This is a genomic window from Colwellia meonggei, assembly GCF_057537295.1.
In genome coordinates, this window is record NZ_BAAJLZ010000002.1 from 451093 (window position 1) to 466265 (window position 15173).

Here is a 15173-nt window from a genome sequence, read left to right on the forward strand (position 1 = left end):
CGTTGACGGCTTTCTTGGTTGAGGGTTCTTACCAATATTTAACTATTTTGCTAATTTTTCCAACATCACATTAACGGCAGTTAAGTGCTCTGGATTGTTATGGCACATACCTTGAAACACCGCACACATATCAAGAAAGTCAGGTAATTCAGTTCGTTGAGCTAATTTCATTAACCGTTTAGTCAATCGCAAAGAGGCTACAGGTTTTGCGGCCATTTCACTCGCAAGTTTATTTACGCGATTAAGTAGCCCATCTGGCTCAGTAACATCCAATACAACACCGATAGTTTTTGCTTCACTAGCATCAATTACTCGGCCCGTAAAAGTTAGCTCAGCCGCTTTTTGATAACCAATTAAACGCTGCATAAACCATGCTCCACCGTCACCTGGGATAATACCCAAGTTTACAAAGGTTTCACCAAACTTTGCCTTTGTTGATGCTATTCGAATATCGCACATATTGGCGATATCAAAACCAGCACCTATCGCTGGTCCATTGACTGCAGCAATGATAGGAACCTCTAACTTATGTAACGCTAAAGGTATACGCTGAATACCTTCACGATAACGTCGCTCTAATTCTTGAACATCACCAGCAAAATCGCCAGAACGTTCAGCCATATCTTTAATGTTGCCACCAGATGAAAAGGCTGAGCCTGCACCTGTGATAATAAGTACCGCAATCTCGGGAGTAGTATTAATCCAGTCAGCCGTTTTAACAATATCATCAGCAATTGCTGTACTTGTTAATGCATTGCGAACGTCATGACGATTGAAGGTTAAAGTAGCGATATTATTATCAAGTGCTAAGGTGCAATCAACTAATGCAGGTAATACAGTCATTTCTACCTCTTGTTATTATTTATTCGTGTGGCTCTCTTGTACTTGTCTATTGCTGGCTAGGGTGCATCCACTAAGAAAGCCAGCAGCAATAAGTGAACATTTTTCAAAAATAATGACCGCTAAATGCTAAATAGGCTTACTGTTTAAACTCAGTTAATGCGCAGACTTTTCTTTCAATTTTACTTGCTTCCAATATGCTTCTAGCTCTGCTAATGAATGTTGTTCAAACGTCTTATTTGATATTTGAACTTGCTTTTCAACACTATTAAAGCGCTTAGTAAACTTAGTATTAGCTTGGCGTAATAAGGCTTCTGGGTCTTGTTTAGCGTGACGACATAAATTAACTACAGCAAACATTAAATCACCAAGCTCTTCCGCTAATGCCGTTTCATTTTGATGTAGCTCTGCTTTAACTTCTTGAACTTCTTCTTCAACTTTAGCAAATACGTCATCAATATTATCCCAGTCAAAGCCAACATGGGCACAACGTTTTTGAATTTTTGCAGCTTGCGACAGTGCCGGTAAGCTTTTTGGAATATCAGCCAAAACACTCAAGGCTTGATCATTATTTTTTTGTTGGCGCTCTTTTGCTTTTTCATTTTCCCAATTGGCTTTTATTTCAGCATCAGAACTAAAATCACTAAGTGCAAAAACATGTGGATGGCGACGAATCAACTTTTCGCATACCGCCGCAACAACACTGTCAAAATCAAAACGTTTCTCTTCGGCGCCAAGCTGACTATAAAAAACTACTTGAAACAACAAATCGCCAAGCTCTTTTTCAAGCTCAGCAAAGTCTCCTTGCTCAATCGCATCAGCTACTTCATAAGCCTCTTCAATGGTATGCGGTATTACTGAGGCAAAGGTTTGCTTTAAATCCCATGGACAACCTGTTTTTGGATCACGTAATTGCTGCATGATCCAGCGTAGTTTTTCCATTGATGGTTTTACTGTTAGCATTATTTACTCGACTTACTCATTGGTTATAGCCTTCTCACTTCAATAACATCATCAAGCTGATTTAGTTTGGCCATTAAGCGCACTAAGGCTTCATTGTTACCAATTTCAATTTTGATAATCATACTCATACTTTGTTTTGCATGATCAGTATTACTTTCTAAGCCAATAATACTGACCCTATCATTGGAAATTATCGTAGATATATCACGCAGTAAACCTTGGCGATCACTACCAATAATTTTAATATTAACTTGATAGTTCTGTTTATTATCTATTCCCCATTGCACGTCAACTTCACGCTCAGGTTGTTGAGATAAGGCATTAGCAAGCTGCTCACAATCTAGACGGTGAACTGATATTCCTCGCCCTTGTGTAATAAAACCCGATATTTCATCACCCGGTACAGGCTGACAGCATTTAGCCATATGAGTCAATAAATTACCCACTCCTGAAACAGTAATACCATTACTATCAACCGCCTGAGTGCCACTTTGTTGTGGCTGTCGCACTAAACTTTGAGGGTCTATTTCTTGTTCTGGCTTTGATTTCGCGTCAAGTTGCTGTAAAAAGTTGACCACTTGCAACAAGCGTATATTGCCTGAGCCAATGCCAGCAAGCAGATCTTCATTAGTGGTTAAATTAAAGCGCTCTGTCGCTAAGGTTAGATCAACTTTTGCTAATGATAGCTGTACTTTATTCAAACTATTTTCTAATAGCTCTTTGCCACTAGCTATATTTTTATCTCGGTCAAGTAAGCGAAAGAAGTGCTGAACTTTTGCCCTAGCTCTTGGTGTATGGATATAATTTAAGCTCGGATTTAGCCAATCTCGGCTTGGGTTGGGTGTTTTACTACGTAAAACCTCAACTTGATCACCCGTTTGCAACTTATGAGTAAACGGGACAATTCTGCCAAAAACTTTTGCACCAATACAACTGTGACCAACATTAGAATGTATATAGTAAGCAAAATCTAGCGGCGTTGCGCCACTTGGCAAGTCAACAACATCACCACTTGGCGTAAAAACATAAATGCGATCTTCAAATACCTGGCTGCGTAACTCATCGATTAATTCACCACTTTCTGAAACGTCTTCTTGCCATTGTAAAATTTTTCGCAACCAACTAACTTTCTCGTCAAACCCTGTAGTTTTGCCACTGGCACTGCCTTCTTTATAGCGCCAATGAGCGGCAACACCTAATTCAGCATCATCATGCATTTGCTGAGTTCTTATTTGAACTTCAATTGCTTTACCTTCCGGGCCGATAACCACAGTGTGGATAGATTGATAACCATTACTTTTTGGTGTCGCTACATAATCATCAAACTCTTTTGGTAAGTGCTTCCAACTGGTATGCACTAAACCCAACGCACCATAACAGCCTTGCAACTCTTCAACCACAATTCGAACTGCACGCACGTCGAACAACTGTTCGAAGTCTAACGACTTTTGTTGCATTTTCTTCCAAATACTATAGATATGCTTCGGGCGCCCGTAAACAATGCCTTTTATGTCAGAGTCTTTTAATTGTTCTGAAACATTATCAACAAAGTCAACCATATAGCGTTCTCTGTCTAAGCGCTTTTCATCTAACTGTTTGGCAATACTTTTATATACCTCAGGGTGTAAATAGCGAAACGATACATCTTCTAATTCCCATTTCAGCTGGCCGATACCTAAACGGTTTGCCAATGGTGCATAAATATTAGCGGTCTCTTTAGCCGCTAATACACGAGTTTCTTCGTCGCTATTTTTAACCATGCGCAAATGGCATAAACGTTCTGCAAGCTTAATAACTACTGCGCGCACATCTTCAACCATTGCCAATAACATTCGGCGAATATTATCAATTTGATTTGCACTGACTTGGTTTGACTGAGATTGTTGTAGCGCCTTAATCGCTTCCATTTGACTAACACCTTTACATAACAAGAAAACCTGTTTTGAAAAGTGCTCTTCAATATAATCTAAAGATAGGTAGTTATATTCATAGAGAGGACATATAAAAGCAGCGCATAATGACTCAGTATCAAGGTTTAAACCTGATAGTATTTCCACCATTTCTAACGACTTAGTTTGACATAAGGTATTATCTTCAAAAAAATGATGCACTTGTTGCCACAACTTTTCTAAGGCATTTTTTTTAGCTGTATTTATATCTAGTGTGTCAAGCCACTGCTCAAAGCTTGCTGCTGACATTTGGTGTGATTTACGTACTGAAACCATCGACTTCCCTACCTTTAACCTTATACCACTGCAATACTGTATAATTATGAATAGCAGTCTACAGCGTAAACATTACCATAGTTTCAACATGCTTTGTTTGCGAAAACATGTCCATAATCGCTATTTTTTCAATTTTATAACCGTATTCAACTAACAGCTTTGCATCACGAGCTAGAGAAGACGGATCGCAACTAACATACAAAAGCGTATTAATATTTAATTTTACTAATTGTGTTAATGCTTCATAAGCGCCAGCACGAGCAGGGTCGAGCAGCACTTTATTGTAGCGTTTTTGTGCCCACGATTGCTCAGACCAGCCACTATTTAAATCTGCCTGAAAAAATTGGCAATTATCTAGTGCATTCTGTTCAGCGTTAGCGGTAGCACGTGCCACCATAGTTTGCACACCTTCTACTCCCACTACTGACTTCACTTTTTGCGCAATAGGTAAACTAAAGTTCCCTAAACCACAAAATAAATCTAGAACCACATCATCTTGCTTCAAGTTCAGCCAAGACAACGCTTGCGCTATCATCTGTTGATTAATATCATGATTAACTTGAATGAAATCACGACTTGAAAATTCAATACGTACCGAGTCACTCAATGAGTAAGATAGCAGGTGACTTTCCAATAATAACTCATCATTTAATAGTTGAAGCTGCTGCTTGCCATCGTCGATAAAAATTAGCCAATGATTTTTATCGGAAAATTTTTGCCATAGTTGTTTATCAGCCGTCGACATTTTTGTTAATTGGCGCACCACTAAAGCATTTTCGTTAGCAGCAATAACCTCAACATGACCAATAGCATTTTTGCCAGATAACTTGGGTAATATGTCTCTTAACTCTATAAATATCTCAGTAAACTCTTGCGTTAACACCGGACAACATTTTATTGCCGTTAAATTGTTACTTTCACGTTGACGAAAACCAATAACCGGCTCACCACGTTTATTATATTGAACGCCAATTCGTGCTTTACGACGATAATGCCAAGCACTACTAATAATTGCTTGCCGCCATGGCAAATTTTCGGCTAAATTTTGACGTGCAAATAATTGCTCTACTTTGTTTTGTTTAAAGGTAATTTGTTGAGGGTATTGCAAGTGCTGGAGATTACAACCACCACATTGATAATAGTGACGACATTTGACTTCTTCACGCTCAGCGCTACTTTTTTGCAACTTAACTAACTTACCTTTTGCGTATTTGTTGTTCTGCTGATAGATGTTTACTTGTGCAACTTCCCCCGGTAAAACACCTTCAATAAACAAAGGTTTCTTACCAACGCTGGCAACGCCACAGCCTTGTTGATCAAGGCGATTTACAGTAACTGTAATTTGCTTTTGCACAGGTGACTTTTTAGGACTTGCTTTAAAAAAATTTGCCATAGCGATTTGTCTTTACCATCAACAAACAGCAAATTTCGAATATTTGCTGTTAAAGTGTATTATTTTCTATTTGGTATTGGCCTGAACTGTGCCATTATACGGTTATTAACTCTATTATTTTACACTAAAAACTGGCAAAAAATGCATAAAATAAGCCTGAAAGATTGGGGTATTTTACTTACGATCGTGCCAACTGCCATTATCAGTATCATTATTGCAGGCTACCTATCCTACGGTCGTTATCATGAACTTGACCAATTTATTTACCAACGTGCAACGAGCATTATCGATCCGTTGGCGATTAGTAGCGCCGCGCCATTATTAGCAAAAAATAGAGATAATTTAAGAACACTGATCGGCTTTAGCCATCGCAGTCAGTCTGATATCGTTAAAAGTATTGCTATTTTTACTAAAGATAATCAAGTATTTGTCACTAGTGCCTATCACGGCGATACTCATACTATGCGTATTAAAGCAGGGCAAAGTTTACCAACACGAACCCAGTTCGATGACTTTGGCGAATTCCTTGTTTATCGCTCGCCAATTATTGATGAATTTACCCAGCATAATAATACGGCAGCATTAGCCAATAATAATGATATTATTGGCTATATCGCCATTCAAATTGATAAAAGTACAATAAAATATCAGCAACAACGCTTGCTGATTACAACTTTCTTTATTCTGCTAGCAGGGATTATTGTTAGTGCAATTTTCTCATTTAAGTTACTAAACAGTGTCACTCGCCCTATTGCATCTATGGTGCTTGCCGTTGATCGTATTCGAGAAGGTAAAATAGAAAGTCGTATCAGTGGTCAATTAGTTGGCGAGCTAAATTTCTTGAAAAACGGTGTCAATGCCATGGCACAATCGCTTGGTGATTTCCAAGATGAGATGCAACGTAGTGTTGATCAAGCAACCATAGATTTAAGGGAGAGTTTAGAGCAATTTGAAATTCAAAACGTTGAGCTTGATATTGCAAAGCGCAAAGCTCAAGACGCTAATAAAGTTAAATCAGAATTTTTAGCGAATATGAGTCACGAATTACGAACTCCCTTAAATGGTGTTATTGGCTTTACCCGACAGGTGTTAAAAACCCCACTAAGCGATACTCAGCGTGACCACTTAGAAACTATCGAACGTTCCGCTGGCAATTTATTATCAATCATTAATGATATTCTCGATTTCTCTAAGCTTGATGCAGGCAAAATGGTTATTGAAAATATCCCTTTTTCTATTCGAGAGTCTGTTGAAGAAACCTTAACATTGTTGGCCCCTAGCGCTCATATGAAAAATATTGAGCTATCTTTGCGTATTAGCCCACAACTACCTGACTCATTAATTGGTGATGCAATGCGCATCAAACAAGTTCTCGTTAACTTGGCCAGTAATGCTATTAAGTTTACTGACAAAGGTTCTGTCGATATTAATATTGACGGTAATGTTATTGCTAAAAATCTATATAAAATGAAAGTTACCGTGCAAGATACCGGTATTGGCATATCAAGCCAGCAAAAAAACTCAATTTTTGAAGCATTTGGACAAGCTGATAAAAGTGTTACCCGAATTTATGGTGGTACTGGCTTAGGGCTTGTTATTTCACAGCGCTTAGTTGCTGAAATGCGCGGTAGTATTGGCTTTGACAGTGTAGAAAATGAAGGCTCTACATTTTGGTTTACACTTCAATGTGAACTTAACCCTATTTCTAGCTTAGCGCAGCCTGTGCCTGAGAACTTAATTAATAAAAATATTTTATATTATGAGCCTCACGCAGCTAGTCGATTAGCAACGACCGAAATTTTATCAAGCTGGCAAATGAACATAACTTGCTTAACCCAACCAAGCGAAATTGAAGCATTGTTAGCAGACAAAGAACAGGCTTCTTCTTTTGATTTTGCATTAATTGGGCATGATGTAACACCAGCAGCCTTGAATGAACTAAAAGCACTAGTTTTCGATTTACAAGACATAGTTCCATCAGTGCACTTGGCAATAAACAGTAATTCACCAAGCTTGCATGAAGCATTAATCTCTAGTGGCGCTAAAACCTGTATTAGTAAACCGGTAACGATTCAAAGATTAAGCAAAACATTGCTGCCAATTACAACGCCTGAACTCACGCAATTATTTGACTTACCAGAGCAAAAAGTTCCAATTAAAGTGCTTGCCGTTGACGACAATGATGCCAACCTAAAACTAATAAATGAATTACTGCTTGAACAAGTACACGAAGTAACAACCGCAACAGACGGTGCACAAGCAGTTGAATTATGCCGACACGAAAAGTTTGCACTGATATTTATGGATATTCAAATGCCAGTGCTTGACGGTATTTCTGCCCTTTCACTTATCCGCCAACAAACTTTGAACGAACATACCCCTGTTATTGCGGTCACTGCACATGTGCTAGGTGAAGAAAAAGATCGTTTGCTTGAAAAAGGCTTTAATTCATTTATGACAAAGCCGATTGACGAAGCCATGTTACATCACACCATTTATGAGTATTGCGATTCAAGCTTGTTAGCTAACGATAAAAAGCTACATGTGACGCCAGTAAAAGAAACTGTTGCGAATAGGCGACCAGCAATTATTGATTGGCCTTTAGCTTTAAAACGAGCCGGTCAAAAAGAGGCTTTGGCAAAAGATATGTTTATTGGCTTAGTTAATAGTTTACCTGAAAGTAAAAGCAATATTTCTGAGGCTTTAATTTCACAAGATATTGAGCAGCTTAAAGTATTAATTCATAAACTTAATGGCGCCTGTTGTTATTCTGGGGTACCAAGTTTAGGTAAAGTGACTCATGAACTAGAAACAGAGTTAAAACGTGGCATAGCCTTAGATGATTTAGAACCAGAATTCTTTGAATTCTTTGAACAAATAGATTTAGTATTAGAAGACTCAACAGAGTTTATTAAAAAGCTTTAATAGCACAATACTATTAAGTAAAACTGAAGTAAAAAGATTAACGAACCTTTATAGTGGGTGATGTATTGATATCACCATCTTCGGTGATAACAGCAACACCGGTATTACACATCAATACCGCTAAACTATGTCCTTGTTCATTACGAACAAAACGCAGCTCATAACCAAACTTACCTAAGCTACTAGCAGAAAATTTTTGTGCGAGTGACAATTTAGACCACCATACTGACTGCTCTGGAGGCTCTTGACGTCTATCTACTATTGGCTGTTTTTGCGACTGCATATCAACTCCTAATGCCACAGCGACTAAAAATAAATCCACTAATCGTAATTTAAGTATAGAACAAAAATTATTTCTAGCCGCTATTCTTATGAAAAATAATTCCGACGTGCATTATTTGTTCAGTAATATGCGCGTTTTATAAAGACAATACGACAAATGCTGTCGCATATTTAACTTCATCAGAAAGTGATATATGCCAAGTTTTAGCACCAAGTTGTTGTGCCAAAGCAAGGGCCTGCGAACTCAGAACTAGCCTTGGTTGGCCTGAAGGCAGTGAGGTAATTTCAAAATGTTGAAATGAAACACCAGCAGCAATGCCGGTGCCCAGAGCTTTCGCTGCAGCTTCTTTTCCAGCCCAACGTTTAGCAAGAAAACGCTCTGGCTGTTTAATGCTATTGAAACGTTGCAGTTCATTGGCCGTTAAAACACGTTTAGCTAAGCGCAATTGCGCTGCTTGTGTCATTTTAGCGATACGACGAATATCGACAATGTCTGTACCAATTCCAATAACTGACAAAGCTACTCCTTATCTATTACTAAAATAATCGATTAAACATGGTAATTATACTAAGCCTCTAGCTTCAAGCATTAAGCGTTTCATATCGCGTATAGCTTTATCTAAACCGTCAATAACCGCTCTGGCGATAATGGCATGACCAATATTTAACTCAATAATTTCAGGAATAGCAGCAATAGGTTTAACATTAAAATAATTCAAACCGTGGCCTGCGTTTACTTTTAAACCCAAGCCATGTGCATACTTAATACCTTCAACTAGTCGCTCAAGTTCTTCTTGTTGCTCGACTTCATTAGTAGCATCAGCGTATTGTCCAGTATGAATTTCAATGTACCCGGCTTTACTCGCTAACGCAGCGTCAATTTGCTTTTTATCTGCGTCAATGAATAAGCTGGTTTCAATACCTGCTGCTGTTAACTTAGCGACCGCATCATCAATTTTTTCTTGTTGCCCAGCTACGTCTAAGCCACCTTCAGTGGTCAACTCTTCTCTCTTCTCTGGTACTAAACAACAAAATACCGGTTTAACATCACAAGCGATATCGAGCATTTCCTCGGTAACTGCCATTTCTAAATTCATACGGGTATGCAACGTTTGCTTTAACACATGAATATCGCGATCTTGAATATGGCGTCGATCTTCACGTAAATGCACAGTAATACCATCAGCGCCAGCATGTTCAGCAACTGAGGCAGCGTAAACAGGATCAGGATAATTAGTGCCTCGGGCTTGTCGTAATGTTGCAATATGATCTACATTTACACCTAATAAAATATCTTTCATGTTTAATCTCTTATTTCATTAATCTGTTGATTGCTTAGAATTACCAGCATATCTGTTTGCTTATGAATTTTTTGTTTTACTAAAAAGTTTACGGCTATTTAATGGTACACCAGCAAGTAAGTGATTAATCACTTGTCTCATTAATGCTTTAAGCGTTGCTAATGTTAATGGATCTGAAAAATTATCATCAGCAATTGCCTGTAATTGTGTGCGATCATAACATTGCTGTTTCAGCGCAGTATAAGCAGGAATAAAGCCGTCTTCGGGCAAATAATAAAACCCTGAAGCAGTGTGTTCAAAAACTATTGTAAAGTCAAAAGAAACACCAAGTTCTGCCAAAAGCATTAATTCAAATTGACGTAATATTACTTCTATTTCATTAATGTTTAATAAGGAATTTAAGCTTAATTGGTACTGATAGAAGAGCTCAGCACACGGGATACTTTCTGGTAATAACTTAACTAATAATTCGTTAATATAAAATGCACTAAATAGCGCCTTTTGTTTTAAAAGGCTCGACTTTCCTGCCGGCTCAACACGTGCTAAGTTTCTTAGCGCATGTTGCCCTTTTAGCGTAATTTGAATGGGAAGAAATGGTTGTAACAAAGCTTTACGTGAAGATTTGCTTGAATGACCAACATAACTTAACGCGGCAACTTTACCGTCGTTTTCTGTTAATAAATCGACCAATACTTGGTTTTCGCGATATGGTCGACTATGTAAAACAAAAGCTAGCTGCGTTGTTTCCTGCATCAAGTTCTCTTAATAAGTTGCTTAGCCTGAATAATCATCACCGTAGCCTAAACTTCTTAATGCCCTTTCGTCATCCGCCCAACCCGATTTAACTTTTACCCAAGTTTCTAAGAATACTTGGCGATCGAACAAGGTTTGCATATCACGTCTGGCTTCTTGCCCAATAACTTTAAGTTTTTCGCCCTTGTTACCAATTACCATGCGCTTTTGACTATTACGCTCAACAAGTACTAAGGCATTAATGTGTAAAATACCTTTCTCATCAACTTTAAATTGCTCAATTTCAACAGTCGTTGAATAAGGTAATTCATCACCAGTAAAGCGGATTAATTTTTCACGAATAATTTCTGACGCCATAAATCGACTTGAGCGATCAGTAATATAGTCTTCAGGAAACCAAAACTCACCCTCAGGCAAAGCTTTTAAACAAATATCTTTAATGGCATCGACATTATCACCTTTACTGGCAGAAATAGGCACAATATCAGCGAAGTCATGCATTGCACCTAACTTTTGCAAGTGTGGTAACAAGCTTTCTTTATCTTGTACATTGTCAATTTTATTAACGACGAGTACACAAGGTGCGCCACTGTTTTTGATTTTTGTTAGCACCATTTCGTCATCGGTTGTCCAATGGGTACCTTCAACCAAGAATATAATAGTTTCGACTTCAGCTAACGTACTACTAGCAGCACGGTTCATTAGCCGATTAATTGCACGTTTTTCTTCAGAGTGTAAACCTGGGGTGTCAACTAAAACAGCTTGATGATGTGCTTCGGTTAAAATACCGAGAATACGATGGCGAGTAGTTTGTGGCTTACGGGATGTAATACTTACCTTTTGGCCTAGTAAACTATTCAGTAAGGTAGACTTACCAACATTTGGACGGCCAACGATGGCAATAAGACCACAATAATTTTGTTCTGTTGTCATGAGTTCGATATCAACTTAAGGTGTCGAAAAGCTTATTTTGCTTGTTCGATTAATGTTAAAACTTGCAAAGCAGCCGACTGTTCAGCTTTACGACGGCTACTGCCTTTTGTGATCACTTCTTTATCCAATACTGTTGTGGTGCAACGCACAGTGAATTGCTGATTATGCGACTGCCCCGTAGTATTAATCACTTCATATAGAGGTAAAGGGATTTTTCGTCCTTGCAAGTATTCTTGTAAGCGTGTTTTTGGATCTTTCTGCTCATTACCTGGTTTAATATCATTTAAACGCTGTTCAAACCAAGACAATATTAATCGTTGGCAAGTTGGCAAATCTGAATCGAGATAAACCGCACCAATAATTGCTTCAATGGCATCTTCAAGGATAGAGTCTCGACGATGACCACCGCTTTTTAACTCTCCAGGCCCTAAAATAAGGTGTTGGCCCAAATCAAAACCACGCCCAACTTCAGCTAAAGTAACACCTTTTACAAGGCTTGAGCGCATACGCGTTAAATCGCCTTCAGCATGCTGTGGAAACTTTTTAAATAAAGTTTCAGCAATAACAAAACCTAATATTGAATCACCTAAAAACTCTAAGCGCTCGTTATGTGCACCTTTCGCGCTACGGTGTGTTAATGCTTGCAACAATAATTTTGGCTCTTTAAAACTATAGCCTATTTTTTTTGATAATCGCGCGATTGCGACCGGAGTATTTAACACAGCTATTCAATTCCACCAATACGAGAGAAGCGAACGCCTGTTGGTACCCAATCAGGTAAGAGGCTCTCTGGGCCACGTTCAAAATCAAAACTCATCCAGATAGCTACAGCTTCACCTACTAAATTCTCTTCGGCAACAAAGCCCCAAAACCGTCCATCTAGGCTATTGTCTCGGTTATCACCCATGACAAAATATTGTCCTTTAGGTACAACAAATTCATCACGTGCTGTACCCGCTTGTTGACACAAATTATGTTCTGCACTACGACAAAAAGCAGCACTTTGACGTTTAGCTGAAGTACCGTTATCAATTAGCAAATCATGGGTTTTCTCACCCATAGTAGCGGTATAACGGTAAAGCTCTCGGCCATAAGATGAATAATCACCTTTGCTAACAAACTCTGTGATTACCTTTTCAAGTTTAGGGCAACTATCTTGCGAAGCATCACATGCTGGTTGAATATAGATAGATTTATCGCGATAGATAACTCTGTCACCAGGTAAACCTACAACACGCTTGATATAATCAATTTGTGGGTTAATTGGGTATTTAAATACCACAACATCACCACGCTCAGGTAAGCCATTCTCAAAAAATTTATTACGGGCAACGGGATCGCGCAGTCCATAATTAAATTTATTCACGAGAATAAAATCACCATCCAATAAGGTTGGCATCATTGAACCTGACGGTATTTGAAACGGCTCATATATAAATGAACGTAAAATTAATACGAAAGCAATTACAGGAAAGATTTGTACGGACGTATCGACAAGGACAGATGGCTCAACAATTTTTTCAGCAATATCATCACTTAGTGGCGTGTCACATTGAGCCTGAGCATCGGCAAGCTTTAGTTGTCGTTGTGGCGCTAAATAAAACTTATCAGCCAGCCAAACAATGCCGGTAACAACCGTCACTATCACCAAAAATATTGAAAAATAAACTGCCATATTGTTCCTACTATTTCCTTAGTTTTAACACTAACTATTTATCTAATTTAAGTACGGCTAAAAACGCTTCTTGTGGCACTTCTACGTTACCCACTTGCTTCATGCGTTTCTTACCTTCTTTCTGTTTCTGTAGTAGTTTCTTCTTACGAGAAACATCACCACCATAACATTTCGCTGTAACGTTTTTACGTAACTGCTTTACTGTTGTGCGGGCTATAACATTGTTACCTATTGCTGCTTGAATTGCGATATCAAACATTTGACGGTGAATAAGCTCTTTTAATTTTTCCACTAACATACGGCCACGAGCAACTGAATTGCTACGGTGAGTAATCATAGCTAAGGCATCAACACGGTCACCATTGATCATAACGTCTGCTCGTACCATATCTGCCGCTTCAAAACGTACAAAATGGTAATCTAACGATGCATAGCCACGACTGGTTGATTTTAACTTATCAAAAAAGTCCATAACTACTTCGGCCATTGGTAATTCATATGTAACTGCGACTTGGTTACCATGGTAAATAATATCTTTTTGTACGCCACGCTTTTCGATACATAAGGTAATGACGTTACCTAAATGCTCTTGTGGTACTAAAATATTCGCCTGCACTATCGGCTCACGAATTTCATCTATGTTATTAATTGCAGGTAAATCACTTGGATTATCAATTGATAAAACTTCGCCATTAGTACAGGCAATTTCATAATTTACAGTTGGCGCGGTTGTTATCAAGTCAAGATCATACTCACGAGCAAGACGCTCCTGAATTATCTCCATGTGCAACATACCTAAAAACCCGATACGGAAACCAAAGCCCAATGCAGATGAATTTTCTGGCTCAAAAAATAAAGAAGCATCATTTAAGCTCAGTTTATTTAAAGCATCACGAAAGTTCTCATAGTCGTCAGAGCTGATAGGGAAAATGCCCGCATAAACTTGTGGTTGAACTTTTTTGAAACCAGGAAGCGCACTTTCCGCTTCTTTCTTAGAAATTGTAATGGTATCACCTACCGGTGCACCATGAATTTCTTTAATACCAGCAATAATGAAACCAACTTCACCAGTTTTCAAAACACCAGTATCTGTTTGTTTCGGCGTAAAAATACCAACTTTGTCTATAATATGGGTTTGCCCTGTCGACATAACCACCATTTTATCGCCTTTTTTCACTTCACCATTCATAATACGAACCAGTGAAACAACCCCTTGGTAATTATCAAACCAAGAGTCGATAATTAATGCTTGTAACGGTGCATCTGCTTCACCTTGTGGTGCAGGAATATTTTCAACGATGTCTTCTAAAACATCTTCAATGCCAATACCCGTTTTTGCCGAACATTGCACTGCACCAGTAGCATCAATACCAATAATGTCTTCAATTTCCTCACTAACACGGTCTGGATCCGCTTGTGGTAAATCAATTTTATTTAATATCGCTCGAACTTCTAAGTCCATCTCGATTGCGGTGTAACAGTTAGCAACGGTTTGTGCTTCAACACCTTGCCCAGCATCAACAACCAACAGTGCACCTTCACAAGATGCTAATGAGCGAGAAACTTCGTACGAGAAATCAACATGACCTGGCGTATCGATAAAGTTAAGCTGATACACTTCACCATCTTTAGCTTTATAGTCTAAGGTTACACTTTGCGCTTTAATAGTAATACCACGTTCACGTTCAATGTCCATTGAATCAAGTACTTGGGCTTCCATTTCACGTTCTTGTAAGCCACCACAATGTTGTATCAGGCGATCTGAAAGCGTTGATTTACCGTGATCGATATGGGCAATGATGGAAAAATTTCGAATATGTTTCATAAATGGAAAGTCAAATAAGCTTGTTGTTAATTCAATAATGGCGAGATTTTAGCTAATT

Annotated in this window: 13 protein-coding genes; 1 reads left to right on the forward strand and 12 read right to left on the reverse strand. The window is 38.5% G+C overall.

Annotation, left to right across the window (positions count from 1 at the left end; translation table 11 throughout):
- Window positions 1-42 precede the first annotated feature (42 nt).
- The 4 genes from AC27E9_RS08150 to rlmD all read right to left on the reverse strand — a co-directional run bounded on the left by AC27E9_RS08150 (window position 43) and on the right by rlmD (window position 5421).
- Window positions 43-843, reverse strand: coding sequence for an enoyl-CoA hydratase-related protein (locus AC27E9_RS08150; protein WP_487129021.1), 801 nt, complete (start codon window positions 841-843; stop codon window positions 43-45).
- A gap of 153 nt (window positions 844-996) precedes the next feature.
- A complete protein-coding gene (mazG, locus tag AC27E9_RS08155) occupies window positions 997-1803 on the reverse strand; it encodes a nucleoside triphosphate pyrophosphohydrolase (protein WP_487129023.1) in 807 nt (268 codons plus the stop codon).
- A 23-nt stretch (window positions 1804-1826) separates the two neighbouring features.
- On the reverse strand, window positions 1827-4028 hold the full coding sequence (gene relA, locus AC27E9_RS08160) for a GTP diphosphokinase (RefSeq protein WP_487129025.1): 2202 nt from the start codon (window positions 4026-4028) through the stop codon (window positions 1827-1829).
- A 58-nt stretch (window positions 4029-4086) separates the two neighbouring features.
- On the reverse strand, window positions 4087-5421 hold the full coding sequence (gene rlmD, locus AC27E9_RS08165; protein ID WP_487129026.1) for a 23S rRNA (uracil(1939)-C(5))-methyltransferase RlmD: 1335 nt from the start codon (window positions 5419-5421) through the stop codon (window positions 4087-4089).
- A 141-nt stretch (window positions 5422-5562) separates the two neighbouring features.
- Between rlmD and barA the strand changes: the two genes are divergently transcribed.
- Complete coding sequence (barA, locus tag AC27E9_RS08170; RefSeq protein ID WP_487129028.1) at window positions 5563-8346, forward strand: two-component sensor histidine kinase BarA; 2784 nt, start codon at window positions 5563-5565, stop codon at window positions 8344-8346.
- A 37-nt stretch (window positions 8347-8383) separates the two neighbouring features.
- Here barA and AC27E9_RS08175 read toward each other — a convergent pair whose 3' ends face one another.
- The 8 genes from AC27E9_RS08175 to lepA form a co-directional block, all read right to left on the reverse strand.
- Complete coding sequence (locus tag AC27E9_RS08175; RefSeq protein WP_487129030.1) at window positions 8384-8629, reverse strand: hypothetical protein; 246 nt, start codon at window positions 8627-8629, stop codon at window positions 8384-8386.
- A 136-nt stretch (window positions 8630-8765) separates the two neighbouring features.
- Window positions 8766-9146, reverse strand: coding sequence for a holo-ACP synthase (acpS, locus tag AC27E9_RS08180; RefSeq protein ID WP_487129032.1), 381 nt, complete (start codon window positions 9144-9146; stop codon window positions 8766-8768).
- Window positions 9147-9191: 45 nt separating this feature from the next.
- Entirely contained in the window at window positions 9192-9929 is a 738-nt protein-coding gene (gene pdxJ, locus AC27E9_RS08185; RefSeq protein ID WP_487129034.1) for a pyridoxine 5'-phosphate synthase, read from the reverse strand.
- A gap of 60 nt (window positions 9930-9989) precedes the next feature.
- The gene (gene recO, locus AC27E9_RS08190) at window positions 9990-10682 is read right to left on the reverse strand and encodes a DNA repair protein RecO (protein ID WP_487129036.1); all 693 of its coding nucleotides are present in this window, start codon (window positions 10680-10682) and stop codon (window positions 9990-9992) included.
- Window positions 10683-10703: 21 nt separating this feature from the next.
- Entirely contained in the window at window positions 10704-11615 is a 912-nt protein-coding gene (era, locus tag AC27E9_RS08195) for a GTPase Era (protein WP_487129037.1), read from the reverse strand.
- Between the two features lie 32 nt (window positions 11616-11647).
- Window positions 11648-12337, reverse strand: a complete 690-nt coding sequence (rnc, locus tag AC27E9_RS08200; RefSeq protein ID WP_487129039.1) for a ribonuclease III — start codon at window positions 12335-12337, stop codon at window positions 11648-11650.
- 2 nt (window positions 12338-12339) lie between these two features.
- Window positions 12340-13290: a signal peptidase I gene (gene lepB, locus AC27E9_RS08205; RefSeq protein ID WP_487129040.1), complete on the reverse strand. Its 951-nt coding sequence runs from the start codon at window positions 13288-13290 to the stop codon at window positions 12340-12342.
- Window positions 13291-13324: 34 nt separating this feature from the next.
- A complete protein-coding gene (gene lepA, locus AC27E9_RS08210) occupies window positions 13325-15115 on the reverse strand; it encodes a translation elongation factor 4 (RefSeq protein ID WP_487129041.1) in 1791 nt (596 codons plus the stop codon).
- Window positions 15116-15173: the final 58 nt, after the last annotated feature.